The sequence below is a fragment of the Ruegeria sp. BB9 genome, assembly GCF_056539345.1.
This window is the reverse complement of record NZ_JBQFUU010000002.1, coordinates 175,967-198,850: the sequence shown is the minus strand read 5'-3', so window position 1 is coordinate 198,850 and position 22,884 is coordinate 175,967. Positions and strand designations below refer to the sequence as shown.

The window sequence follows — 22,884 nt, the reverse complement described above, 5'->3', positions numbered from 1 at the left end:
ACCTTGATGAGCCGACTGGATTCCATGCTGCGACGCCTGACCGCCCAGCGCGACGGGCTGAACTGGGCTGCGGCGCGGATCAAAGGGCTGAAAGGCGATGTGCTGGACATGGGTTTGGGCAACGGCCGCACCTATGACCACCTACGCGAGATCCTGCCCGACCGGCGTATCTGGGTCATGGACCGGGTTCTGCAATGTCACCCGGACAGCACCCCGCCGGCCGAGGATTTTCTGCAGGGCGAGGCCGAACCGATGCTGAAAAAGCTGGCCGAAGACGGCCCGCGGATCGCATTAGCGCATTATGATTTTGGTCGCGGGATCAAACATGAAGACGTGGCCGAAGCGGCGAGGCTCAGCAAGCTGATTGGCTCGGTCATGGTCCCAGGCGGATTGCTGATTTCCGGCCAACCGCTGGAAGGGTTCGAGCAGATCAACGGCCCGGACTCCATCGCGCCCGACCGCTATCTGTTCTACCTCGCCTGATCAGGCCACGCGCTGTCCGCGCGACCAGACGGCAGTCAGGGCCGGGACGTCACCCCGCATTCGAAAACGGATCAGGTCTGCCCGCAGCCCCGGTTTCAGAGCGCCGCGATCCGCAAGGCCCGCCGCCTGTGCCGGAGCCCGTGTGACAGTGGCGATGCCACGCGCCATGTCATCCCAGATGCGCCCAAGGGTAACGGCTGACAACAGCAAGGCTGACGGCACATAGTCCGACGACAGAATGTCCAAACACCCCAAGTCGGCCAGTTCCCCTGCTGCCACATTCCCAGAATGTGACCCGCCCCGGATCAGGTTTGGCGCGCCCATCATGACCTGAATGTCATGAACGTGACAGGCCTGTGCCGCCTCGACCGTCGTTGGAAACTCGGCCAGCCGAATGCCATGACGGGCGGATATTGCTACTTGCGCCTCGGTCGTGTCGTCGTGGCTGGCCAGAACCGCTCCGAAGCGACGCGCGGCGTCCACGGCCTCCTGCTCGTGGCGGTCTCCATTGCGGTCCCTCAGCCCCCGCAACTGGTCGACGTGCCGTGCGAACATGTCGTCATCCATTGCGTACTTGCCTTTGAGATAGGCTTCGAACTTGGACAGGTCCCGAAACTGGCGCTGGCCCGGCGTGTGATCCATCAACGAAACGATACCCACCCGGTCTTCTGGACCGAATTCCTGCAGCTCTTCGACCAGCGTCTCAGAACAGACTTCGGCGCGCAGATGCAGAAAGTGGCTGATCTTGAGTGCGTCCTGTTCTCGCAACTCCCACAGCTCGCGCGACAGTCCGCGCGCGTATTTCAGATACCGTCCAGCACCGGACGGGATCGACCCCACGCGCATAGCGTCAAAGACGGTCGTGATCCCGGTGCTGGCCAGTTCCGCGTCATGCGCAAGAATGGCTGCGGCATGGGGCCAGTCCACCCTGGGCCGCGGCTGGATGTGGCGTTCCAGGTTGTCGGTGTGCAACTCGACCAGGCCGGGCGACACATAGTCCCCGTCACAGTCAATCGCGCCATTCGGAACAGCCGCGCCGGTTTCTATATCAGCGATCGTCTGGCCAACGATACGGACACACCCCCGGACAGTCTCATCCGGCAGAACAAGCAACGCATTGGCAAGGGTCAGTTCATCTGTCATCGGAATTTCACGTGGTTTGAGGTAAGGAGAGGCCACGCAACAGGAGGCCATTGTGAATTTTGCGCGATACGCGATCTATTTCGTTCCCCCAGCCCAATCCGACTGGAGCAGGTTTGCAACCGCGTGGCTGGGGTGGGACATCGATGCGGGACGGACCGTCGACCATCCGGCCATTGACGGGTTGGACGTCGCCTCGGTAACACAAGTGCCGCGCAAATACGGGCTTCATGCCACGATGAAGCCGCCATTTCGCTTGCGTGAAGATCAGTCGCTGTCCGCTTTGGAGGACACCTGCGCCCGTTTGGCCGGTAAATTCGCCCCCGTTTCGCTGGACGGGCTCGAAGTTGCACGCCTTGGTCGGTTTCTTGCTTTGCGGCCCGTGGGCGACACACGAGACCTGAACGCGCTTGCGGCGGCTTGCGTCCGCGACCTGGACCCTTTTCGTGCCCCGGCCTCGGAAACCGAGATGAACCGGCGCCGAGCGGCCGGGCTGACCATGGAGCAGGACGCCAATCTGACGAACTGGGGCTACCCATACGTTCTGGAGGCTTTCCGCTTTCACATCACCCTGTCCGGTCGCCTGAGCAAGCCGATGCTGGCAAACGTGCAAACCGTGCTGAACCAACGGCTTGTCCCATTGCTGCCAGCCCCTTTTGACATAGGGGACCTGGCCCTTGTGGGCGAGGCTGAAGACGGGCGGTTCCATATGCTTCAACGGTACGCCCTTTCGGGTTGAAGGCCGGACAAGATGGTTTCAACGGTTGCATCCAGTGACCCGGAATTGTCGACCTCGATCACGTGGTTCAGGCCTTCGGGCAGGGCTGCAGTGGCGCGCCCCAAACGCCGGGCTTGATCAGCCGCGCTTTCCCGGCCGCGCACTGCCAGACGTTGTGCCAGAACCTTTGGTTCGGCCGTCAGGGATATCACGATCAGCTCTCGAAATTCCTTCTGCGCCTCGGGCAACACAGCCCTTGAGAGGTTGACCAGAACTGCATCGGCCCTTCGGCGTTGGTCCGTGATCGCAACGGGTATGCCGTAGTGCAGCCCGTGCGCGGCCCAGCACAGAACAAAGCTGCCCTTTTGGACCATTGTTTGAAACGCCCGGTCGGACACGCGGTCAAAATCCTCACCGCCTTCGCCATGGGGACGGGTGATGACTCTACGCACCCTTTCGAAGTTCGACGCGCGCGCCAGCAGTGCTTGGATCACGCTGTCTTTTCCAACACCCGAAGGCCCGACAACTGCAATGACCGGGGCCATCTTCATGCCGCCGCCCCCGGCGCAAACTGCGTGACGTCGACCACGCGGCTGCAGACCCGGTCACGGGCCTCTTGGTCGTGGAATATCCCAATGATCGCCGCGCCGCGGGCCTTTGCCTCTTGGATCAGGGACAGCACGGTTTCGCGGTTTCGTGCGTCAAGGCTGGCCGTGGGTTCATCCAGCAACAGAGCCGGATAGTCATGCGCAAAACCACGCGCGATATTCACCCGTTGCTGTTCACCGCCCGAAAATGTCGTGGGACTGAGGCGCCAAAGCGGTTCCGGAATATTCAGGCGCTGAAGGAGGCCCGCTGCCTTGTCCAGTGCGGTCTGCCGCTCGCACCCCTGAACCAGAAGCGGTTCGGCCACGACCTCCAGCGTCGGCACACGCGGCACAACACGCAGAAACTGACTGACATAGCCCAGGGTCTCCCGGCGCAGTTGCAGGATCTCGCGCGGTTGGGCCCGGGCGACGTCCAGGCCACCCACCCGCACCTGCCCCGAGGCCGCCAGGTAATTGCCGTAGATCACCCGCATCAGTGTGGACTTCCCGGCCCCGCTGGCCCCGGTCAGGGCCACGCATTCTCCGGCCCCGACCTGCAGCGACGCGCCCGCCATCACCGGGATCACGGCGCCGCCCTGATTGTGCAGGGTAAAGCTCTTGCTCACGTCGATCAGTTCAATCATCGGATTTCATCTTTTCTGTAGCATTCAAACCTGCAGGACGCTGGACACAAGCAGTTGCGTATAGGCATGCTGCGGGTCGTCCAGCACCTGATCGGTCAGCCCCGCCTCGACCACCTCGCCATCCTTCATCACCATCAAGCGATCCGCCAGCAGCCGCACCACGGCAAGATCATGGGTGACGATGATGGCGCTCAGCCCCATCTCGCGCACCAGACCGCGCAGCAGGTCCAGCAGCCGCGCCTGCACCGAGACGTCCAGCCCACCGGTCGGTTCATCCATGAAGACCAGCCGCGGACCGGTCACCAGGTTGCGCGCGATCTGCAACCGTTGCTGCATGCCGCCCGAAAACGCGCTGGGTCGGTCGTCCACGCGGCTTTCTGCTATCTCGACCCGGCCCAGCCAATCCAGAGCCTGCCCGCGGATCTGGCCATAGTGCCGCCCCCCCACGGCCATCAGCCGCTCGCCGATATTGCCGCCGGCGCTGACCGACATGCGCAGCCCGTCGCGGGCATGCTGATGCACAAAGGCCCAGTCGGTACGCCCCAGCATCCGGCGGGCCGGTTCCGACATCGTGACCGTGTCCACCGGCCCGTCGGCGCGGGTATCAAAGATCACCTGCCCGCCATCCGGTTTCAAATGCCCGGCCAGACAATTCAGCAGGGTCGACTTGCCCGACCCGCTTTCGCCGACGATCCCCATCACCTCACCGGGGTAAAGTTCGAAACTGACATCCCGGCAGCCGATCCGCGCGCCATAGCGCTTCTCGATGCCTTTGACCTGCAAGAGCGGGGTCATGCCGCATCCTCCTGCGCCAAACGGCCTTGGTGTCCGGCCTCGCGGCGGGACCGGCAGAAATCGGTGTCCGAACACACGAACATCCGGTTGCCTGCATCGTCCGTGATCACCTCGTCCAGGTAACTGTCTTCGGCCCCGCACAGATCGCAGGCGTGATCGGCCTTGCTGGCCTCGAACGGATAGTCCTCGAAATCGAGGCTGACCACCCGCGTATGCGGCGGCACCGCATAAATGCGCTGCTCGCGCCCGGCCCCGAACAGCTGGATCGCGTCCATTTCCAGTTTCGGATTGTCGAATTTCGGGATCGGAGACGGGTCCATCACATAGCGGTCGGCCACCCGGACCGGATAGGCATAGGCCGTGGAAATCGCGCCGTGCTGGCTGATGTCTTCGTAGAGCTTCACATGCATCAACCCGTATTCCTGCAGGCTGTGCATCTTGCGTGTCTCGGTTTCGCGCGGTTCCAGAAACCGCAGTGGTTCGGGGATCGGGACCTGATAGACCAGGATCTGATCGGCGCGCAGCCGGGCCTCGGGGATACGGTGGCGGGTCTGGATGATGGTCGCCTTCCCGGTCTCTTCGGTCGTGACCACGCCCGCCGTCTTTTCAAAGAACTTTCGGATCGACACGGCATTGGTCGTGTCATCGGCACCCTGATCGATGACCTTGAACGTATCGTCGGGGGTCAGCGTCGCGGCCGAGACCTGAACCCCGCCCGTGCCCCAGCCATAGGGCATGGGCATCTCGCGGCTTGCAAAAGGCACCTGATAGCCGGGCACCGCCAAAGCCTTGAGAATGGCCCGACGGATCATCCGCTTGGTTTGTTCGTCCAAATATGCGAAGTTATACTCATTCATTTGATGTATCACTTTCGGTTTTTGGTGTTGTTGTGGACGGTTATCTGGTTGCCTCGGCCTTCGCGGTCGTCATGGTGTACTTTCTCTGGCGCAGGATACACTCCCGGCGACGGCGCCGGGCCATGCGACGCGACCAACATGGCGAACGGTCCGCGATCGGCTCGGAAACCGCCACTCAGCCATTGGCCGCCGATAAAACAACCCATCAAGCGGACAGGATGCAGGAAGGTCACTGGAGTCATTCAGCCGCCTCCGGTGACGCCAAGCGTCCTTCGGCCTCGCGGCGCAATTTGCGCACCAGTTCCAGTTCGGACTGGAAATCGACGTAATGCGGCAGCTTGATATGCTCCAGAAAGCCGGTCGCCTGAATGTTGTCGGCATGGCTGAGGACGAATTCCTGATCCTGCGCCGGAGCGCCCAGATCGTCTTCGCCCAATTCCTCCCAGCGCAAGGCGCGGTCCACCAGCGCCATCGCGATGGCTTTGCGCTCGGACTGGCCGAAGACCAGCCCATAGCCGCGTGTGAACTGCGGCGGCTCGGTTTTTGATCCCTTGAACTGGTTCACCGTTTCGCATTCGGTCAGGGCGATCTCGCCGATCTCAATCGCGAAACCCAGTTCGGGGATTTCCATCTCGACCCCGACGGTGCCGATGCGCAGCTCACCCACGAAAGCGTGGTTGCGGGCATAGCCGCGCTGGGTCGAATAGGCCATGCCCAGCACGAACCCCTCGTCCCCGCGCGTCAGCGCTTGCAGGCGCAGGGGGCGGTCGGCCGGGAACTCCATCGGTTCGCGCGTCAGGTCACCGGGCGGCTCATCGCTGGCGGGTTCATCCTGGATTAGGCCTTCGTCCTTGAGGAATTCGGTGATGTGTGGGGTCGGCTCGTGACGCGGCGCGGCAGTGGGGGCCGCGGGCACCGCGCCATCGGCCGCCAGTTTGAAATCCAGCAGGCGGTGCGTGTAGTCGAAGGTCGGGCCCAGAACCTGCCCGCCCGGTGCATCCTTGAACGTGGCCGAGATCCGGCGGTCGCAGGTCATGCCGCCGGTATCGACTGGGGACGAACAACCAAACCGCGGCAGGGTGGTGCGGTAGGCGCGGATCAGGAAGATCGCCTCGATCAGATCACCGCGCGCCTGTTTGATCGCAAGTGCGGCCAGATCGGGATCGTACAGAGAGCCCTCGGCCATCACGCGGTTCACCGCAAGGCTGAGTTGTTCGCGGATTTGGGCCAAGGACAATTCAGCCACGCCAAGATCGCCCCGGCGTTCCTCGGCCAGCCAGGCATGGGCGTTTTCGATCGCCTTTTCGCCCCCTTTGACGGCTACGTACATGGCCTAACCCTCAGGCTGGATGCGATTGCTGCGCGGCAGGGCCGCGACCGTATCCCCGCAGGTGAAGAAGAAATCGCACCCCAACGGGTACAGGTCCGAATTGGCCTGAAGCGCCGCAATGTCGGGCACGGCCAGGCGTGCAGTGTCGCGGATGCCTGGGCCTCGCAGGGTGGCGCCGGATTTGCGCAACACGTCGCACTCCACGATCAGGGTGGCGGATCGGTCGGGACATTCCGGCGTTCCGATCCGGTATTGGTCCAGCGGCACCAGATCCTGCCAGAAACCGACGGCGAAGTCCGCCTGCGCGGCGGGCACGAGGGGCGCACCGGTGTGGAAAGTCAGCCACTGGCGAATGGCCGGGTTGTCGGCCGTGCCCGCCAGATAAACGCCCGTATCCGCGTCGCACAGCGTCAGCAGCAGCGTTCCGGCGGCGACCGACAGGCCTTCGGGCGGGGTCGCGCCGACCAGCTGCCGCAACTCGCCCGGCCGCGCCATCACAGTCATGGCCGCACGAAAGGCGTGCGCCGCCTGAACCGGAGCATCGGTGAAACCGCCTGAAAAACGGGTCTGTGGGGTCATTGATCCTCTCCGCGAACCATCGTGAAAAACTCGACCTTGGTGGCCGCGGCCTTGGCGGCACGGGCCGATCTGGCCGCCTGAACCTGACGGGTCAGCGGCTCCAGGATTTTGGCACGCACCGTGTCCGCATCACCGGTCTGCATCAGCGCGTCGATCAGAGCGGCGGTTTCGGCATGGGTCTTGTCGCGCCCCTGCACATATCCGTGGCCCTCGGTTCCGTCGGCCAAGACCAGAGCGCAGCGCGTGACCGTCATCTCGCCCAGGTTGAACGGTGCGCCGATGCCGCCTGCCCGCCCCCGCACCATGACGCCGCCGATCTCGGGCGTGCGCAACCACTGGAATTCGGGGCGCGCGCCATAGCCGGACCACAAGGCCGCCAGCGCCTCGGCCGGCGCACGTGCCAGAAGGCCCAACCAGGCCTGTCGATCACCTGTCGCAATTTTTGTCTGATCCGCCATCAAAGCCTCTTGGCCAAGTTGTCTACAACTACTATACAACTAGACAAATCATAGCGGGGCAAAGGGTGACTCGCAACGAATATGCTGTGAAGTTTTGATGACATGAGCCAAACACCGATCTGGAAGACCATCGCATTGGCGCTGACCGCCGACATTGCCGAGGGGCGCTTTGCCACCGGCGAACGCCTGCCGACCGAGGCGCAGTTGGCCGCAACCCACGGCGTGAACCGCCACACGGTGCGCCGGGCCCTGGCCGAACTGGCCCGGCAGGGGCTGGTGCATCCGCGCCGCGGGGCCGGCGTGTTCGTTTCGGCAGCAGCGACCGATTACCCGATCGGCAAGCGGGTCCGGTACCACCAGAACATCTCGGCCAGCGGCAAGATTCCGGGCAAGCGGGTGCTGTCGCTGATCACCCGCGCCGCCGACAAGACCGAGGCCGAGGCGCTGGCCCTGACCCCCGGCGACCCGGTGCATGTCTATGACGGGTTGTCGCTGGCCGATGGCCAACCGATCGCGGTGTTCCAAAGCGTCTTTCCCGCCGCCCGCCTGCCCGACCTGCCCGAGGTGCTGGCCCAGAACGGCTCGGTCACGCGGGCGCTGCGGCACTGCGGCGTGGCGGATTATACCCGCATCTCGACCCGCCTGACAGCCCGCGCGGCCGATGCGATTCAGGCCCGGCACCTGCAACTGATCGAGGGCGCTCCGGTTCTGCATTCGGTCGGCATCAATGCCGATCCGCAGGGGCATCCGGTTGAATACGGCAAGACCGTCTTTGCCGGTGAGCGGGTCACTCTGACGCTGGATGACGATCACGGGTGATGCCGGTCAATCCTCGTATTTCTCCAGAAAGACCTCGGCGGGCAACGCGCGAAAATCCGGCAGCGCCGCGCGCAGGCGGGCATTGTCCCATTCCCACCAGGCCAGAGCCATCATCCGCTCGGCGACCTGCTCGGGGAACCGGCGGCGGATGGGTTGGGCGGTGACACCCCCGACGATTGTATAGGGCGGCACATCCTTGGTCACGATCGCCCCGGAGGCGACGATTGCCCCGTGCCCGATCGTCACCTCGGGCTTGATGACGGCCGCGTGGCCGATCCATGTGTCATGCCCGATATGCGCCAGCCGCCCGGCGCGCAGCGCGAACCAATCCGCATCGTCCTCGGCATCGTCCCAATAGTCGGCCGAGCGGTAGTGGAAGTGATGCAGCGACGCTTTCCCGATCGGATGGTCAGTGGCGCCGATCCGGGTGAAACTGGCGATATTGGCGAATTTCCCGATCCGGGCATTGGCGATGTCGCAGGTCCGGTCGCAATAGGAATAGTCCCCAAACACCGAATTGGTCACCCGCGTTCCGGCGCCGATTTCGACAAAGGCGCCAAAGCTGCTGCCGGTTATCTGGCAATCCGGATGGATGAAGGGCTGGTCCGGTCGCAAGCGCGCCATGGTCTGCAAATCCTCGTATGCGGTTCAAGGCAACATTAGGGGCTTGGCCTGCGGGTCGCGCTGTTTGCGCGCCTTGGGCTGCCCGCCCTGGATCAGCCGCCTGCGCAGCCAGCCCGAGAACCAGTCCATCAGCATGACCATCAGGATGATGAGCACGATGTAATAGGCGACCTCCTCCCAGTCTTTCTGCGTGATGATCGCCTGTGTCAGCAACAGACCGATCCCGCCCCCGGTAATCGCCCCGATCACCGTTGCGCTGCGGGTGTTGGATTCCAGGAAGTACAGGAGCTGACTGAGCAGAACCGGCGTGATCTGCGGGATCACACCGAAACGATACTTCTGCGGTGCATTGGCCCCGGTGGACTGCACGCCTTCGATTTGCTTCTGATCAACATTTTCCAGCGCCTCGGAAAATATCTTGCCGAAGGTGCCGGTATCGGTGACCAGGATGGCCAGCGCCCCTGTCAGCGGCCCCGGCCCGAAGGCGCGTGCCAGAACCACCGTCCAGATCAACGCATCAACACCGCGCACGAAATCAAAGATACGACGGGTGGCAAATCGGACCGTTCTAAACGGATTGAAATTTCGTGTCGCCAGAAATGCGAGGGGCAAAGCGATCATCCCCGCCCCCAGAGTACCTAGAAAAGCCATCAGAAGCGTTTCAAAGATCGCCCACGCAACATCCTGATGGCGCCACATTTTGTTGGTCCAGAAATCGTCAAATATTTCCGCGGCCTCGCCCGATGCGGCACGCCCCATCAACTGGCTGAAAGACTGACCGTGATAGGGGCTGTCCAGTGTGAACCAGAACAGTTCCCACCCGTTGAAATACCGGAACACCTCGGCCCGGTTGCGTGTCACGGTCAGCCGGCCCGCCGGCGTGGTGATCGCCAGGCGGTTCTTTGAAATGTTGATCCAGTCCGGCACCTCGGCAGTCGGCAGCTCGGCCTGCACTCCGGCAGACCGGCTGGGCGTTGCGCGCACTGTTCCGTAACCGGGGATGTCATATTCCACGGTTTCAGGTCCAAAACGAACGATATGGCCATCTTCCAGGTCAATCACCGTGGTTTCGCCCAAAGCGACCCATTCCGGCGCAGTGCCATCCGGGTAAGCACCCTTGCGCTCTCCCTCGATCGCAACGGACACCTGTCCGTTTCGATTGTCCCGGGTCACATGAGTCTTGTAGCTGTAGCTGTCGGATACAAGCGTCTTGCCGTTTTCCCAGTTGGCCCGCTCGGCCAAGCCGGGCACGTCAAAGGCAAAGAAAACATAGATCAGGTATAGAATGACCAGCCCCGGCAACCCGAAACTCAGCGCCCGTTTGCGCCGAAAGATGTGGTCGGTTCTGGCTTTCAAGTCGTTGATCGGCAGATCAGTGGCAAAGGTGCTCATGCTGCGGCTCCTTTGGCGGAACCGTGTGTCAGACGGTCACGCAAAATGCCGGACAGCTGATCCACGGCCACGATGGTGACGAACAGAAGCAGAAAGATGGCCGCCGCCTCGTCGTAACGCCCCTGCCCCCAGGACATGGCGTTGCGCAGTTCGTACCCCAAGCCACCTGCCCCCACGAAACCAAGAATGGCCGAAGCGCGGATGTTGATCTCGAACCGCAGCAGGGCGTAGCTGACGTAGTTTGGCCCGACCTGCGGGATCACGCCCAAATACATCCGCTGCGACCAGTTGGCGCCAACCGACTGCAGCCCCTCTACCGGTTTCAGAGAGGCGTTTTCATTCACTTCGGAAAACAATTTGCCCAGAGCACCGGCAGTGTGAATGGCGATGGCAATCATTGCAGGCACAGGCCCGCCGCCCAGAACAAAGATCAGTACCAACGCGATGACGATTTCCGGAACGGCCCGGCAAATATCAGAAATACGGCGAAAAACGGGGATCAATGACGGCCACAGCGCCATGCCGCGGGTGGACATCAGCGCCATAAAGGTGCCGCCCAGAGTGCCCAACAGCGTGGCCGCGGCGGCGATATTCAGTGTTTCGATCAGCGCGGGAAAGAACTCGACCAAAATTGCGGGCAATTCCCCGATTTTCTCCCAGGCCTCAGTCAGAACCTCGGCAGGGTAATCGAAAATGCGGTTCCACCCATCGGCAAAACTACCGGCGTTTCGCATGTCGGCGGTCCGGAATCCGGCCGCCATAAGAGCCACGAACAGGATCAGGAGTATCCCACCGTAAACCCGTTTGCGACGGGTCATGATGGTGTAATCCTCCCGAATCCGGTCGAGTCCGGCGGTTCCCGCGGTCAGGTCGGTCATGAAAGGCTCCGATGGGGATAGTGGGGTCCGGTTCACCGCCGGACCCCGAACAGAAGTTGCGCAGGCTTAGTTCGACTTCAGCTTGCGGGCTTCAATGATGATTTCGTAGGCCTCGTGGGTGATCGGCTCGAATGCTTTGGCTTCACCTGCGGCCACGCCATAGAAACACTCACGGTCTTTGTCGGCCAGCCCGGCCATCAGAGCCGTCATCTTCTCTTTGACATCTGCCGGCAATGCCTTGCGTAGAACCACCGGACCTTCGGGGATCGGCTTCGATTTCCAGATTTCGACCATGTCGTTCATGTCGACCAGTCCGGCATCCACGGCGCGGCGCAGCGCGCCCGAATTGTAGCCGTCTTCCCAGTTGCCCAGACCATCGGCCCAGGTCACGCCACCATCCACGTCACCGTTGTTCACGGCGACGATTGTCTGCTCGTGACCACCGGTGAACTTTACTTCACCGAAGTAGTCACCCGACTCCATCGTCGCACCCGTTGCCTGAGGGATTTCGATCGAGGGGATCAGGTAGCCCGAGGTCGAGTTCGGATCACCAAAGCCAAATACCTTGCCTTTCATGTCATCAAGCGAGGTGATGCCGCTATCCTTGCGGGCGAACCCGACCGAGTAGTAGCCATACCCACCATCTACGTTCACCTTGACCAGAACCGGTTCGACCGCCTCGGGGTCGCTGAGATAGGTCTTGGCATAGGCGGAGGCGCCCAGCCAGGCCATGTCGATCGTGCCGCCCAGCAGGCCCTGGATCACGCCGTTGTAGTCCGCCGGGGCGAACAGCTTGGTTTCGACACCCAGCGCGTCCTCGGTGTATTCACGCAGACATTCGTTGTTGTTCAGACGGTCCTGTGCGTTTTCTCCGCCCAGAATGCCGATACGGAATTCGCTGATCTCCTCTGCCATGGCAGGCGCGCTCAGGGCAGTGGTCGCGACCAGGGCGGCAACAAGTTTCTTCATCTGTCTCTCTCCAGGTTGATTGGCCCACCCCATTCATCGGGCCGGGCGATGAATGAGGTGTTTGGGGCTCAGATCGTGGCCTCGGCTTCCATCAGAGCTTTCCGGTTGGCATCCAGCGTTTCGATCTCGGTCGAGGTCGCGGCCTCGGAGAAGCTGGCATCAGCGCCGTAGATCTCGCGGGCGACGCCGGTGGTCAGCTGCTCGGGCAGGCCGTCGAACACGATGCGACCGTCGCGCATGCCGACCACGCGGTCGCAATAGCGGCGCGCAGTGTCCAAAGTGTGCAGATTGGCGATCACGGTACGGCCGTCCTCTTCGTGGATGCGGCGCAGGGCCTGCATCACGACTTGCGCGTTCATCGGGTCCAGCGAGGCGATGGGTTCATCGGCCAGGATGATCTTGGGGTCCTGCATCAGCGCCCGCGCGATGGCGACACGCTGCTGCTGTCCGCCGGAAAGCGCCTCGGCCCGTTTGGGGGCATGTTCGGCGATGCCAAGACGGTCGAGAATGTCGATGGCGCGATGGATGTCTTCCATCGGGAAAAGGTTGAACATGGTCGCCAGCGTCGAGTGCCGGTTCAGCGTTCCATGCAGCACGTTCGAGACCACGTCCATGCGGGGCACAAGGTTGAATTGCTGGAAGATCATCGCGCAATCGGCCTGCCACGCACGTTTTTCGCGCCCTTTCAACTTGGTCACGTCGCGCCCGTGAAACAGGATCTGCCCTGCGCTGGCATCGGTCAGGCGGTTGATCATACGCAGCAGGGTGGACTTGCCCGCGCCCGACCGCCCGATGATCCCGATCATGCATGGCTTGTCGACGTCCAGCGTTGCGGTATCGACGGCAGTATTGTCGCCGAAGCGCTTGGTCAGTTTTTCGATGCGCAGCACGTGCCACCCCCAATTCGTGATGGAGGTCGTCTACAGCTGGTGCTCAACGGTGATGTGTCGATCCGGTGAAGCTTTTGTAACGGGCTGAAAGCGGATGGCCTATGCAAGGGCTGGGCAATGCCGCTCGTCCCGTCTATACGCGAGCTCAACACCTGAACCGTCAGATCTGTCACATGAGGCCGCCATGAGCTTTGACCGCAAGATCAAGATCGCACCGTCGATCCTGTCCGCCGATTTCGCCAATTTCGGACAGGAAATCCAAGCCATCGAGACCCAGGGCGCCGACTGGGTCCATGTTGACGTGATGGACGGTCATTTCGTGCCAAATCTCACCTTCGGCCCGCCGGCGGTCAAAGCGTTCCGCCCGCATGTCAAGACGGTGATGGATGTGCACCTGATGATCACGCCGGTCGATCCTTACATCCAGGCCTATGCCGATGCCGGCGCGGACTATCTGACGGCCCATGTCGAGGCCGGTCCGCACACGCACCGCACGTTGCAGGCGATCCGCGCGGCCGGAATGAAGGCAGGCGTGGCACTGAACCCGGGTACTCCGGCCGACGCGGTCGAGCACCTGCTGGATCTGGCCGATCTGGTCTGCGTGATGACGGTGAACCCCGGCTTTGGCGGGCAGAAATTCATCGACATGACCACGAAGGTCCGCCGCCTGCGCGAGATGATCGGCGACCGCCCGGTGCATATCCAAATCGACGGGGGAGTCGATCCCTCGACCGCCCCGTTGGTCGCAGCGGCCGGTGCCGACGTTCTTGTTGCCGGTTCAGCGGTCTTCAAGGGCGGGTCGGTTGCGAACCCGGACATCTATGGCCAGAACATCCGTGCCATTCGCGCAGCAGCCGAAGGCCACGCGGTCTGACGGCGGCTCCCGCCCGTCGTCTACGTTTTTGCAAAACGTCTCCTCCTGTTGGGCCCGGCATCGCGCATGGCGCGATGCCGGGCCCAAGGCCGCAAGCGGGATCGGCGCAGCCGATGTCGCGCGGACGCGGGAGCGTTTTGCCGGCCCTGCCCCTAGGCCAGTTGATCCGCGAAATGTGCAAGCAGCCTGTGCTTGAGGATCTTCCCCGTGGGCGCGGCGGGCAGTGACTTGGCCAGCACGATCCGGCTGGGCCGTTTGTAGCCCGCAAGACGTTCCGCCACGAACACCGCCAACTCTGCCTCGGACACAGCGCCGATTTCAGGCACCTGAACAAAGGCCAGCACCTGTTCGTCGCCGCCCACCCGATGCCCGATCACCGCAGACTGGATCACCTGCGGGTGGTCGTTCAGCGCGGCCTCGACCTCGGGCGGATAGACGTTGAAGCCGCCGTGAATGATCAGTTCCTTGGCGCGGCCGACGACGTGCAGATTGCCCTGCGCGTCCAGACGGCCGAGGTCGCCCGTGCGCAACCATCCCTGGGCCAGAACCCGGCCCGTTTCTTCCGCATTGCGATAGTACCCTTTCATCACATGCGGGCCGCGCGTCAGGATCTCGCCCACGCCATCTCCGCCGCCGGGTATGGTTTCGTCAATGCGCAGATCGACCCCCGGCAAGGGCGGGCCGACCGAGATATCCGGATCCCCGATCCGGTTGTGCGAGGCGCAGATCCCCGCCGTGCTTTCGGTCATGCCATAGCCGTTCTGCAGCGCGACGCCATAGAACGCCTCGGCCTTGCGTTTCCACGCCGGATCCAGCGGGGCAGCCCCGGACGAAGTGTAGCGCAGGGCGCCCGAGGGCAACCGCTCCAACCCCTGTTCCTTGGCATATTGCATCAGCAGCGCATGCATCTGCGGCACACCCGAAAACACCGTGACGCCCGCATTCAACGCGGCAAAGGCGCGGTCCGCTGCGAACCGGGCATCCAGCTGGACGAAGGCCCCGGCCAACTCCGACCCAGTGACGATCGAAGCCAGCCCGAAGATGTGCGAAATCGGCAGAACGCCATAGACCACGTCATCCTGCGTCAACCCCCGGAAATTCGCCGAGGTCAGCCCGCCGAACCGCAGGTTTTCGTGGGTCAGCATCACGCCCTTGGGCGTTCCGGTCGTGCCGGTGGTGAACAGCATCGCCGCGACATCCGCCAGATCGGGGTCGGGTGCGCTCGGGTTCGGCGCAGCCAGGTGCATCTGCCCGAAGGCCCCGGAAACGGGCTGGGCTCCGGCCGTTTGCGCATGGTCGCGCGCCTCCGGCGACGCCGCCGATGTGAACAGGATCACCGCCGGAGTCACGTGACCCACGATGCGCGCCAACTCAGCCTCGGTCTGACGGGCGTTCACCGGCACCACGCAGGCGCCGATCCGGGAACAGGCAAACAGCGCGGCCACTGCCGCACAGCAATTCTCGAGCACCAGCATGACCCGATCGCACGGGCGCACCCCCGAGGCCAGCAGGATGTCTGACAGCTCGGAAATCGCGCGGTCGAGGTCGGCAAAGCTCCAATCGGCGCCGAACCCGTCGGCAAAGGCGCGTGCCTGCGGGCGGGTCCGGATCTGGGCATCCGGATAGTCGTGCCACTTGTTCATGTCCCTTCGCCCTCCCCTGCGCCGGAACCGGTTTTGCGCTCAGCGTTTCGTGGTGCGCTTGAACACCCCCGCCGCCGTCGCGATCAGGGTTCCGTCGTCGCCGTGCAACTCTCCGGTCACATAGGCCAGCGTGCGCCCGCCACCCGTTGCGCGCCCCGTGGCCGTCACGCGCCCCTGACGCACTGCCGCTACATAGCTTGTGTTCAGCGACAGGGTCAGAACCAGCGGATGGTCGTCCCGGTCGAACCAGGCCGAGGCGGTGTTGCCGCAAGCCACGTCCAGCAGCATGGCGATGATGCCGCCATGCAAGATGCCCTGGCTGTTCAGGTGATCCGCCCGGATGGTCAAATGGCACCGGGCCCGGCCGTCGGGGTCGGACAGATCCACCTCGAACCCGATCGCGTTCTGACAGCCCGACCGCCGGACCTTTGGGTCGTCTTCAGGCTGCGCCGAGTGCAATGAACCGCTCCAAATGATAATCCGCGTCGCCGAACCTGTGATCCGACATGACGATCCGCTTGGCAATATGCGCCAGCTCATATTCCTGCGTCATGGCGATGCCGCCATGCATCTGGATCGTTTCCTCGGCCACCAGCCGGCCCACCCGCGACACCAGGTTGCGGGCCGCGGCAATCTGCCGGTCGCGATCGGGTGCTTCAAGGTGACCTGCCGCGTTGATCACCGCCGAGCGCGCCTGCTCCAGCTCGATCAGCATGTCCGCGAACCGGTGCTGCAGGGCCTGAAAGGTCCCGATCGGGCGGCCGAATTGCTTGCGCGTCATCAGGTATTGCCGTGTCAGTTCCACCGCGCTTTCCATCGCGCCCAGAACCTCGGCGACCAGCGCGACATTGGCTGCGGCCACAACGTTCATCAGCGGATCGAACCCCTGCCCCGCGGCGCCCAGACGCGCGGTTTCCGGCAGGCGCACATCGTCCAGAGTGACCTCGGCCGCGCGGCCTCCGGCCAGCATCGGATACCCGCGCAAGCCCAGACCCGGTGTGCCAGCAGGCACCAGAAACAGCGAAATGCCGTCCAGTTCGAACGGCCCGCCCGTTTCGCGCGCGGAAACGATCAACTGCCCGGCGACCTCGGCATTCACGACCACAGCCTTGCGTCCGTTCAGGATCAAGTCCGTGCCGTCGGTCCGCACGGTGGTCTCGACCCGGCTCAGGTCATACCGGCTGGCAGGCTCACCATGCGCCAGCGCCAGATGCAACGCGCCCGAGATCACCTGATCCAGCAGGGCCCGCTGATCGGGGCTGCCCACCTGCGCGATCAGCCGACCGCCCAGAATGCAGCTGTCCAGAACCGGCTCGACCACCCCGGCCCGGCCCAGTTCCTCGAACACGGTGGCGATGTCAAAGCCCGCCCCGCCGAACCCGCCATCCGCTTCGTCGAACAGCGCGCCCAGAACGCCCAGATCGGCCAGTTCGCGCCAGATGTCGGCGCTGAACCCCGCCGGGCTGTCCAGAATGTCGTTGCGCACCAGAGTCGTATATCTGTCGGCCAGATAGCGCCGCAGCGTGTCCTGCAGCATCTGCCGTTCTTCGGTCAGGTTGAAATCCATCTCAGCCCCCCATCTTGACCTTGGCGATGATCCCGCGCTGGATCTCGTTCGACCCGCCGAAGATCGACAGTTTCCGGTTGTTGAAATACTGGGCGGCGACCGGCGCGGCATAGTCCGGCCCGATCGGGTCGTTGTCGCCTGCCACCGCCTCGGAGGCGAAAGGCATCGCATAAGGCCCCACCGCGCGGCGGGCCAGGTCGTTGATCTCCTGCCGGATGATCGTACCCTTGACCTTCAGCATCGAGCTTTCGACCCCCGGTGCCTGTCCGGCCGCAGCCTTGCTGATGATGCGCATGTTGGTGGTGGCCATGGCCATCAGGTCGATCTCGACCCGTGCCAGCCGGGCGGCGAAATGCGGGTTCTCGATCAGGGGGCGGCCATTCGCGGTTTCGATCCGGGCAATCCGCTTGACCATGTCCAGCCCCGCCTGGCTGAAGCCGACACCGGCGATGTTGGTGCGTTCATGCGTCAGCAGATACTTGGCATAGGTCCAGCCCTTGTTCTCTTCGCCCACCAAGTTTTCGACCGGGACGCGCACATCGTCAAAGAACACTTCGTTGACCTCGGGCGTTCCGTCCAGCAAGACGATGGGGCGCACCTCGATCCCCGCCGTGTTCATGTCGATCAGCAGGAACGAGATCCCCTCCTGCGCCTTGGCCTCGGGGTCGGTGCGCACCAGGCAGAAGATCCAGTTGGCGTATTGCGCCAGCGTGGTCCAGGTCTTCTGGCCATTGACGACATAGTGGTCGCCGTCCCGCACCGCGCGGGTCTTCAGCGAGGCCAGGTCCGACCCGGCACCCGGCTCGGAATAGCCCTGGCACCACCAGTGTTCACCATTCAGGATGCGCGGCAGGAAATACTCCTGCTGTTCCTTCGAGCCGAATTTCTGCAGCACCGGGCCCAGCATCGACAGGCCAAACGGCACGATGCGCGGCGCAAAGGCGGCGGCGCATTCCTCCTCGAAGATATGGCGCTGAACCGCATTCCACTCGGCGCCGCCAAACTCCTTCGGCCAGTTGAAATTCAACCAGCCGCGCTCGTTCAGCGTGGCGTGCCACCACTCATACCCTTCCTTGCCGATGTTCCGGCCAGCCCGGATCTTGTCCGAGATCTCCTTGGGCAGCTTTTCGGCCAGAAAGGCTCGAACCTCGTCGCGAAAGGCCTTCTCCTCGTCCGTATAATTCAAGTCCACAGCCGCCCTCCTCCTCGATGCGATCGGAACCTTGCCTGCTCGGCCCTACGGGCCGGGCAGCGCCGGGCCGGCCCTCGATGGGCTGGCCCGGCGCCCCTTGCTTCAATAGATCTCGAACAGACCAGCCGCGCCCATGCCGCCGCCGATGCACATGGTCACGACACCCAGCTTGGCCCCGCGCCGCCGCCCTTCGCGCAGCAGATGGCCGACCATACGCGCGCCGGTCATGCCGAATGGATGCCCGATGGCGATCGAGCCGCCGTTCACGTTGCATTTCTCGTCATCGATCCCCAGACGGTTGCGGCAGTAAAGCGCTTGCGAGGCGAAGGCCTCGTTCAGCTCCCACAGGTCGATGTCCTCGACGCTCAGACCATGCCGTTCCAGCAGGCGCGGCACCGCAAAGACCGGGCCGATGCCCATCTCGTCGGGCTCGCACCCCGCCACGCAGAACCCCTTGAACGCGCCCATGGGCTCCAGACCCCGACGCTCGGCCTCGGCGCTGTCCATCACGACCACCGCGGCCGCGCCGTCCGACAGCTGGCTGGCATTGCCGGCAGTGATGTAGTTTCCGGGGCCGCGCACCGGCTCCAGCGAGGCCAGCCCTTCCAGAGTCGTGTTCGGCCGGTTGCATTCATCCCGGTCCACGGTGACCTGCCTGTGCGAGACCTCGCCCGTCTCTTTGTCCTTGACCGCCATGGTGGTCTGCATCGGCACGATCTCCTCGTCGAACTTGCCCGCCGCCTGCGCCGCCGCGATGCGCTGCTGCGACCGCAGGCCGTAGGCGTCCTGTTCTTCGCGGCTGATGCCATAGCGCTCGGCCACGATGTCGGCGGTCTCGATCATCGGCATGTAGATCGCCGGCTTGTGCTCCTGAATCCACGCCTCGGGCACGGGGCGGGTTTTCGGCTGGACCAGCGAGATGCTTTCGATCCCGCCAGCCACGATGGGGCCCGCGCCGCCCTCGGTGATGGCCTGCGCCGCAAGCGCCACGGTCTGCAGCCCCGACGAGCAGAACCGGTTCACGGTCATCCCCGAAACACTGACCGGCAGACCGGCCCGGATGGCGATCTGGCGGGCGATGTTGCCACCGGTCTCGCCTTCGGGGAAACCACAGCCGATGATGCAATCCTCGATCTCGGCCCCATCCAAGCCCGACCGCGCGACCGCGGCCTGAACCGCGTGGCCGCCCATCGTGGCACCGTGGGTCATGTTGAACGAGCCCCGGAACGACTTGGCCAGCCCGGTGCGCGCGGCGGATACGATTACGGCTTGTTTCATCACTGGGCGTCCTTGTTCAGATCGTCAAAGCTGCGGCCCTCGGCCACCAGTTTTTCCAGCAGCGGCGCGGGCTGCCAGAAATAGTCATCCTCGGCCGACCAGGCGCGGATGTCCTCCAGAATACCCGGCAGGCCCTGCAGATCGGCCCATTTCAGCGGCCCCCCGCGATAACGCGGGAAGCCATAGCCATAGAGCAGCACCACATCCACGTCCAAGGGGCGGCGGGCGATGCCCTCGCCCACCACCTTGGCGGCCTCGTTGACCATCGAGACCATATATCGCCGCACGATCTCGTCATCCGTGAACGTGCGCGGGGTGATGCCCTGCGCCGCGCGGTCGGCCGCGATCAAGTCCAGAACCTCGGGGTTCGGCGTGCCGCCGCGCTTGCCTCTTTCATAGACATAGAAGCCCTTGCCGGTCTTCTGCCCGAAATGCCCGGCCTCGCAGAGTTTGTCGGCATAGCTGCTGTCGCGGGCGCGCGGGTCCAGCCCCTCGGCGCGTTTGCGTTTGCGTACCGCCCAGCCGATATCCAGCCCGGCCAGATCGGACACCGCGAACGGCCCCATGGCAAAGCCGAAATCGGTCAGCGCCTTGTCGATCTGGAACGGGCTTGCCCCGTCCAGAACCATGTGGTCGGCGCAGGTGCGATAGGTACTGAGGATCCGGTTGCCGATGAACCCGTCGCACACCCCTGCGCGCACCGAGACCTTCTTCAGCCGATGCCCCAGCGCAAAGCCGGTTGCGACCACCTCGGGCGCGGTCTTGTCGGCCACCACGATCTCGAGCAGCTTCATCACATGGGCGGGCGAGAAGAAATGCAGCCCGATCACGTCCTGCGGCCGCGTGGTGGCGGCGGCGATCTCGTCGACGTCCAGATACGAGGTGTTCGTCGCCAGAACCGCCCCGGGCTTGCAGACCGCATCCAGCTGGACAAAGACCTGTTTCTTGACCTCCATATCCTCGAACACGGCCTCGATCACCAGATCGACGGCGCTCAGCGCGTCATAACCGGTGGCAAGCTGCAATTGGTCCGACAGAATCGAGTCGTACTGCTGCTGGCTGATCTTGCCGCGCTTCAGGGCGCCTGCCAGGTTTCCGGCGATCCGGTCTTTGGCGGCATGGGCGGCCTCCTGCGTCATCTCCAGCAAGGTCACGGGCAGACCGGCCAACAAGGCGGCGGTGGCGATCCCCGCGCCCATCGTGCCGCCGCCGATGACCCCGATCTGATGCACCGGACGCGGCTCGACACCCTTCAGTTCGGGCAGCTTGCCCACGGCGCGTTCGGCGAAGAAGGCGTGAATCAGACCCTTGCGCTGATCCGATTCCATCAACTGCATGAACAGTTCCCGCTCGCGCGCCATGCCCTCGGCAAAGCTGGGCGCCTCGCAGGCGGCTTGCACGGCACGCACGGCAACGGCGGGGGACAGTTGGCCGCGGCCCTTCTTCAGAACGGCCTCGTAGACCGCATCGAAATCGACGGGGTCCGGCGCGGGCATCTCTCCGACCGCGCGGCGGGGCGTACCCGAGTCAAGCAGCTCCTGCGCATAGGCCAGCCCGATCTCGCGCGGGTCGCCATCCTGCACCTTGTCGATCACGCCCAGCTTCAGCGCCTCGTCGGCGCGGACATGGCGACCGGTTGTGATCATGTCCAGCGCGGCCTCGACCCCGGCCACGCGCGGCAGACGCTGGGTGCCCCCGGCACCCGGCAGGATGCCCAGATTGACCTCGGGCAGGCCGACCTTGGCCGAGGGAACCGCGATGCGGTAGTGGCTGGACAGCGCAACTTCGAGCCCACCGCCCAGCGCCGTGCCATGCAACGCCGATACCACCAGCAGGGGCGAGGCCTCGATCCGGTCGCACAGGCCGGGCAGCCAGGGCTCTTGCGGGGGTTTGCCGAACTCGCGGATGTCGGCCCCCGCGAAATAGGTCCGGCCCTTGCCGTAAATCAGCACCGCTTTTGCGCCCTCGGCCTCGGCCCGTTCGATCCCGGCCAGCAGGCCCCGGCGCACATCCACGCCCAGCGCATTGACCGGCGGGTTGTTCGCCGCCAGCACCGCGATATCGCCAATCCGTTCGTATTCCACCGCCTCGGACATCAGACTTGGTCTCCTCTTGCCAACCCCAGCTTGTTCCGCATGGCGGAACAACATTCCGCAATAGATTGAACCCGTCCGCGCGCGGGTTCAACCCCTTATACCCGACTGCGCCGCCGGGCCGCATATGTTGCCGGCGAGCAGGCCCCAAACAACTTGTGAACCGGATCGCGGAAAACCGTGCTAGGCTTTGCCCACCCGGCCAATGAATTCGGCCCGGAACGAAAACAGATTGCAGAACAGGGAGTTTTGAAATGTGTGACGTTTGCGTAATGAACGCGGTGAAAGACCGGATGCTGTCGCGTCGATCCTTTTTCAAGGCTGGCGCAGCGATGGCGGCAGGCACGGCGCTTGGGACGGTGGCTGCCCCACCAGCGCTTGCGGCCGGCCATGGCGAGGTGCTGGACATGACCCATGTCTACGATGCCGATTTCCCCACCTATTTCGGCCAGCCGGGGATCGAGGCGACACAGGCCTTCAATTTCAAGGAACATGGCTTCAACCTGTTCAACCTGGCCGTCAACGAACACACCGGCACGCATGTCGATGCCCCGCTGCATTTCTCGGCGGATGGGCAGTCGGTGGACGAAATCCCTGTGTCGAACCTCGTTTGCCCTCTGTGCGTGGTGGACATTGCCGCCCGCGCGGCCGAGGACCCGGATGCGCAGGTGACCCCCGACGATCTGAAGGCGTGGATCGCTGCAAATGGCGACATCCCCGATGGCGCCTGCGTCGCCATGCATTCCGGATGGGCCGCCAAAACCGCCACGCCCGAGTTCCGCAACGCCGACGGCGACGGCAAGATGCATTTCCCCGGCTTCCACGTCGAAGCAGCGCAGATGCTGATCGAAGGAACCGGCGCGGTTGCGCTGGCCGTCGACACGCTGTCGCTGGACCACGGGCCATCGGCCGATTTCGTGACGCATTACGCGTGGCTGCCCACCAACCGCTACGGCATCGAGAACCTGGCCAATCTCGACAAGGTGCCCGCCAGCGGAGCAACGCTGGTGGTCGGCGCGCCGGCCCATCGTGGCGGGTCGGGCGGCCCGGCGCGCATCTTCGCGATGGTCTGAG

Annotated in this window: 25 protein-coding genes; 5 read left to right on the top strand and 20 right to left on the bottom strand. The window is 63.9% G+C overall.

Going from position 1 to position 22,884, the window contains the following annotated elements:
* The first annotated feature begins 6 nt into the window (after positions 1-6).
* Positions 7-483, top strand: coding sequence for a class I SAM-dependent methyltransferase (locus ACR0FC_RS08380; RefSeq protein WP_093964551.1), 477 nt, complete (start codon positions 7-9; stop codon positions 481-483).
* On the opposite strand, the gene ACR0FC_RS08375 is transcribed toward ACR0FC_RS08380, so the two are convergent.
* A complete protein-coding gene (locus tag ACR0FC_RS08375; protein ID WP_170339809.1) occupies positions 484-1,626 on the bottom strand; it encodes an alpha-D-ribose 1-methylphosphonate 5-triphosphate diphosphatase in 1,143 nt (380 codons plus the stop codon). It abuts the gene before it with no gap.
* 52 nt (positions 1,627-1,678) lie between these two features.
* Here ACR0FC_RS08375 and ACR0FC_RS08370 point away from each other — a divergent pair, with 52 nt between their 5' ends.
* Complete coding sequence (locus ACR0FC_RS08370) at positions 1,679-2,362, top strand: DUF1045 domain-containing protein (protein ID WP_170339807.1); 684 nt, start codon at positions 1,679-1,681, stop codon at positions 2,360-2,362.
* Here ACR0FC_RS08370 and phnN read toward each other — a convergent pair.
* From phnN to phnG, 8 genes are read right to left on the bottom strand one after another with little or no spacing between them, the layout of a single operon-like run.
* Positions 2,338-2,892 (bottom strand): phosphonate metabolism protein/1,5-bisphosphokinase (PRPP-forming) PhnN, encoded by a 555-nt coding sequence (gene phnN / locus ACR0FC_RS08365; protein WP_170339804.1) that lies wholly within the window; start codon positions 2,890-2,892, stop codon positions 2,338-2,340. The two genes, ACR0FC_RS08370 and phnN, sit on opposite strands and share 25 nt — an antisense overlap.
* Positions 2,889-3,572, bottom strand: coding sequence for a phosphonate C-P lyase system protein PhnL (gene phnL, locus ACR0FC_RS08360; RefSeq protein ID WP_170339802.1), 684 nt, complete (start codon positions 3,570-3,572; stop codon positions 2,889-2,891). Before phnL ends, phnN begins: the two co-directional genes overlap by 4 nt.
* 24 nt (positions 3,573-3,596) lie before the next feature.
* The gene (gene phnK, locus ACR0FC_RS08355; protein WP_170339800.1) at positions 3,597-4,367 is read right to left on the bottom strand and encodes a phosphonate C-P lyase system protein PhnK; all 771 of its coding nucleotides are present in this window, start codon (positions 4,365-4,367) and stop codon (positions 3,597-3,599) included.
* On the bottom strand, positions 4,364-5,224 hold the full coding sequence (locus tag ACR0FC_RS08350; RefSeq protein WP_217358608.1) for an alpha-D-ribose 1-methylphosphonate 5-phosphate C-P-lyase PhnJ: 861 nt from the start codon (positions 5,222-5,224) through the stop codon (positions 4,364-4,366). Before ACR0FC_RS08350 ends, phnK begins: the two co-directional genes overlap by 4 nt.
* Positions 5,225-5,232: 8 nt before the next feature.
* Positions 5,233-5,466 carry a hypothetical protein gene (locus ACR0FC_RS08345; RefSeq protein ID WP_170339798.1) on the bottom strand — a complete coding sequence of 78 codons (234 nt, stop codon included), beginning with the start codon at positions 5,464-5,466 and terminating at the stop codon, positions 5,233-5,235.
* Entirely contained in the window at positions 5,463-6,554 is a 1,092-nt protein-coding gene (locus ACR0FC_RS08340) for a carbon-phosphorus lyase complex subunit (protein ID WP_170339796.1), read from the bottom strand. Before ACR0FC_RS08340 ends, ACR0FC_RS08345 begins: the two co-directional genes overlap by 4 nt.
* Before the next feature lie 3 nt (positions 6,555-6,557).
* Positions 6,558-7,133, bottom strand: coding sequence for a phosphonate C-P lyase system protein PhnH (phnH, locus tag ACR0FC_RS08335; protein WP_170339794.1), 576 nt, complete (start codon positions 7,131-7,133; stop codon positions 6,558-6,560).
* A complete protein-coding gene (phnG, locus tag ACR0FC_RS08330; RefSeq protein WP_170339791.1) occupies positions 7,130-7,591 on the bottom strand; it encodes a phosphonate C-P lyase system protein PhnG in 462 nt (153 codons plus the stop codon). Before phnG ends, phnH begins: the two co-directional genes overlap by 4 nt.
* A 102-nt stretch (positions 7,592-7,693) precedes the next feature.
* Between phnG and phnF the strand changes: the two genes are divergently transcribed.
* Positions 7,694-8,410, top strand: coding sequence for a phosphonate metabolism transcriptional regulator PhnF (phnF, locus tag ACR0FC_RS08325; protein ID WP_170339789.1), 717 nt, complete (start codon positions 7,694-7,696; stop codon positions 8,408-8,410).
* Between the two features lie 6 nt (positions 8,411-8,416).
* Here the strand turns inward: phnF and ACR0FC_RS08320 are convergent, their stop codons facing one another.
* From ACR0FC_RS08320 to phnC, 5 genes are all read right to left on the bottom strand, one after another.
* Positions 8,417-9,034, bottom strand: coding sequence for an LbetaH domain-containing protein (locus tag ACR0FC_RS08320; protein WP_170339787.1), 618 nt, complete (start codon positions 9,032-9,034; stop codon positions 8,417-8,419).
* A gap of 24 nt (positions 9,035-9,058) precedes the next feature.
* A complete protein-coding gene (phnE, locus tag ACR0FC_RS08315) occupies positions 9,059-10,426 on the bottom strand; it encodes a phosphonate ABC transporter, permease protein PhnE (protein WP_170339785.1) in 1,368 nt (455 codons plus the stop codon).
* Positions 10,423-11,304, bottom strand: a complete 882-nt coding sequence (gene phnE, locus ACR0FC_RS08310) for a phosphonate ABC transporter, permease protein PhnE (protein ID WP_170339784.1) — start codon at positions 11,302-11,304, stop codon at positions 10,423-10,425. Before phnE (ACR0FC_RS08310) ends, phnE (ACR0FC_RS08315) begins: the two co-directional genes overlap by 4 nt.
* 66 nt (positions 11,305-11,370) lie before the next feature.
* On the bottom strand, positions 11,371-12,273 hold the full coding sequence (gene phnD / locus ACR0FC_RS08305; protein WP_170339782.1) for a phosphonate ABC transporter substrate-binding protein: 903 nt from the start codon (positions 12,271-12,273) through the stop codon (positions 11,371-11,373).
* A 68-nt stretch (positions 12,274-12,341) separates the two neighbouring features.
* Positions 12,342-13,163, bottom strand: coding sequence for a phosphonate ABC transporter ATP-binding protein (gene phnC / locus ACR0FC_RS08300; RefSeq protein ID WP_170339781.1), 822 nt, complete (start codon positions 13,161-13,163; stop codon positions 12,342-12,344).
* Positions 13,164-13,347: 184 nt separating this feature from the next.
* On the opposite strand from phnC, the gene rpe reads away from it, so the two are divergent.
* Positions 13,348-14,037: a ribulose-phosphate 3-epimerase gene (gene rpe / locus ACR0FC_RS08295; RefSeq protein WP_170339779.1), complete on the top strand. Its 690-nt coding sequence runs from the start codon at positions 13,348-13,350 to the stop codon at positions 14,035-14,037.
* 152 nt (positions 14,038-14,189) lie between these two features.
* On the opposite strand, the gene ACR0FC_RS08290 is transcribed toward rpe, so the two are convergent.
* The 6 genes from ACR0FC_RS08290 to ACR0FC_RS08265 all read right to left on the bottom strand — a co-directional run bounded on the left by ACR0FC_RS08290 (position 14,190) and on the right by ACR0FC_RS08265 (position 21,813).
* Entirely contained in the window at positions 14,190-15,680 is a 1,491-nt protein-coding gene (locus ACR0FC_RS08290) for a class I adenylate-forming enzyme family protein (protein WP_170339778.1), read from the bottom strand.
* A 39-nt stretch (positions 15,681-15,719) separates the two neighbouring features.
* The gene (locus tag ACR0FC_RS08285; protein ID WP_170339776.1) at positions 15,720-16,139 is read right to left on the bottom strand and encodes a PaaI family thioesterase; all 420 of its coding nucleotides are present in this window, start codon (positions 16,137-16,139) and stop codon (positions 15,720-15,722) included.
* Positions 16,120-17,247 (bottom strand): acyl-CoA dehydrogenase family protein, encoded by a 1,128-nt coding sequence (locus ACR0FC_RS08280; protein ID WP_170339774.1) that lies wholly within the window; start codon positions 17,245-17,247, stop codon positions 16,120-16,122. Before ACR0FC_RS08280 ends, ACR0FC_RS08285 begins: the two co-directional genes overlap by 20 nt.
* 1 nt (position 17,248) lies before the next feature.
* Positions 17,249-18,439, bottom strand: coding sequence for an acyl-CoA dehydrogenase family protein (locus ACR0FC_RS08275; protein WP_170339772.1), 1,191 nt, complete (start codon positions 18,437-18,439; stop codon positions 17,249-17,251).
* A 102-nt stretch (positions 18,440-18,541) separates the two neighbouring features.
* On the bottom strand, positions 18,542-19,717 hold the full coding sequence (locus ACR0FC_RS08270) for an acetyl-CoA C-acyltransferase (protein WP_170339770.1): 1,176 nt from the start codon (positions 19,715-19,717) through the stop codon (positions 18,542-18,544).
* A complete protein-coding gene (locus ACR0FC_RS08265; protein ID WP_170339768.1) occupies positions 19,717-21,813 on the bottom strand; it encodes a 3-hydroxyacyl-CoA dehydrogenase NAD-binding domain-containing protein in 2,097 nt (698 codons plus the stop codon). The genes ACR0FC_RS08270 and ACR0FC_RS08265 overlap by 1 nt, the downstream gene beginning before the upstream one ends.
* A 251-nt stretch (positions 21,814-22,064) precedes the next feature.
* On the opposite strand from ACR0FC_RS08265, the gene ACR0FC_RS08260 reads away from it, so the two are divergent.
* A complete protein-coding gene (locus ACR0FC_RS08260) occupies positions 22,065-22,883 on the top strand; it encodes a cyclase family protein (RefSeq protein WP_149775580.1) in 819 nt (272 codons plus the stop codon).
* Position 22,884: the final 1 nt, after the last annotated feature.

Coding starts and splice junctions, on each gene's coding strand:
- ACR0FC_RS08380 (WP_093964551.1), top strand. CDS start 7: ATGAGCCGACTGGATTCCATGCTGCGACGCCTGACCGCCCAGCGCGAC.
- ACR0FC_RS08375 (WP_170339809.1), bottom strand. CDS start 1,626: ATGACAGATGAACTGACCCTTGCCAATGCGTTGCTTGTTCTGCCGGAT.
- phnN (WP_170339804.1), bottom strand. CDS start 2,892: ATGAAGATGGCCCCGGTCATTGCAGTTGTCGGGCCTTCGGGTGTTGGA.
- phnL (WP_170339802.1), bottom strand. CDS start 3,572: ATGATTGAACTGATCGACGTGAGCAAGAGCTTTACCCTGCACAATCAG.
- phnK (WP_170339800.1), bottom strand. CDS start 4,367: ATGACCCCGCTCTTGCAGGTCAAAGGCATCGAGAAGCGCTATGGCGCG.
- ACR0FC_RS08350 (WP_217358608.1), bottom strand. CDS start 5,224: ATGAATGAGTATAACTTCGCATATTTGGACGAACAAACCAAGCGGATG.
- ACR0FC_RS08345 (WP_170339798.1), bottom strand. CDS start 5,466: ATGACTCCAGTGACCTTCCTGCATCCTGTCCGCTTGATGGGTTGTTTT.
- ACR0FC_RS08340 (WP_170339796.1), bottom strand. CDS start 6,554: ATGTACGTAGCCGTCAAAGGGGGCGAAAAGGCGATCGAAAACGCCCAT.
- phnH (WP_170339794.1), bottom strand. CDS start 7,133: ATGACCCCACAGACCCGTTTTTCAGGCGGTTTCACCGATGCTCCGGTT.
- phnG (WP_170339791.1), bottom strand. CDS start 7,591: ATGGCGGATCAGACAAAAATTGCGACAGGTGATCGACAGGCCTGGTTG.
- phnF (WP_170339789.1), top strand. CDS start 7,694: ATGAGCCAAACACCGATCTGGAAGACCATCGCATTGGCGCTGACCGCC.
- ACR0FC_RS08320 (WP_170339787.1), bottom strand. CDS start 9,034: ATGGCGCGCTTGCGACCGGACCAGCCCTTCATCCATCCGGATTGCCAG.
- phnE (WP_170339785.1), bottom strand. CDS start 10,426: ATGAGCACCTTTGCCACTGATCTGCCGATCAACGACTTGAAAGCCAGA.
- phnE (WP_170339784.1), bottom strand. CDS start 11,304: ATGACCGACCTGACCGCGGGAACCGCCGGACTCGACCGGATTCGGGAG.
- phnD (WP_170339782.1), bottom strand. CDS start 12,273: ATGAAGAAACTTGTTGCCGCCCTGGTCGCGACCACTGCCCTGAGCGCG.
- rpe (WP_170339779.1), top strand. CDS start 13,348: ATGAGCTTTGACCGCAAGATCAAGATCGCACCGTCGATCCTGTCCGCC.
- ACR0FC_RS08290 (WP_170339778.1), bottom strand. CDS start 15,680: ATGAACAAGTGGCACGACTATCCGGATGCCCAGATCCGGACCCGCCCG.
- ACR0FC_RS08280 (WP_170339774.1), bottom strand. CDS start 17,247: ATGGATTTCAACCTGACCGAAGAACGGCAGATGCTGCAGGACACGCTG.
- ACR0FC_RS08270 (WP_170339770.1), bottom strand. CDS start 19,717: ATGAAACAAGCCGTAATCGTATCCGCCGCGCGCACCGGGCTGGCCAAG.
- ACR0FC_RS08265 (WP_170339768.1), bottom strand. CDS start 21,813: ATGTCCGAGGCGGTGGAATACGAACGGATTGGCGATATCGCGGTGCTG.
- ACR0FC_RS08260 (WP_149775580.1), top strand. CDS start 22,065: ATGTGTGACGTTTGCGTAATGAACGCGGTGAAAGACCGGATGCTGTCG.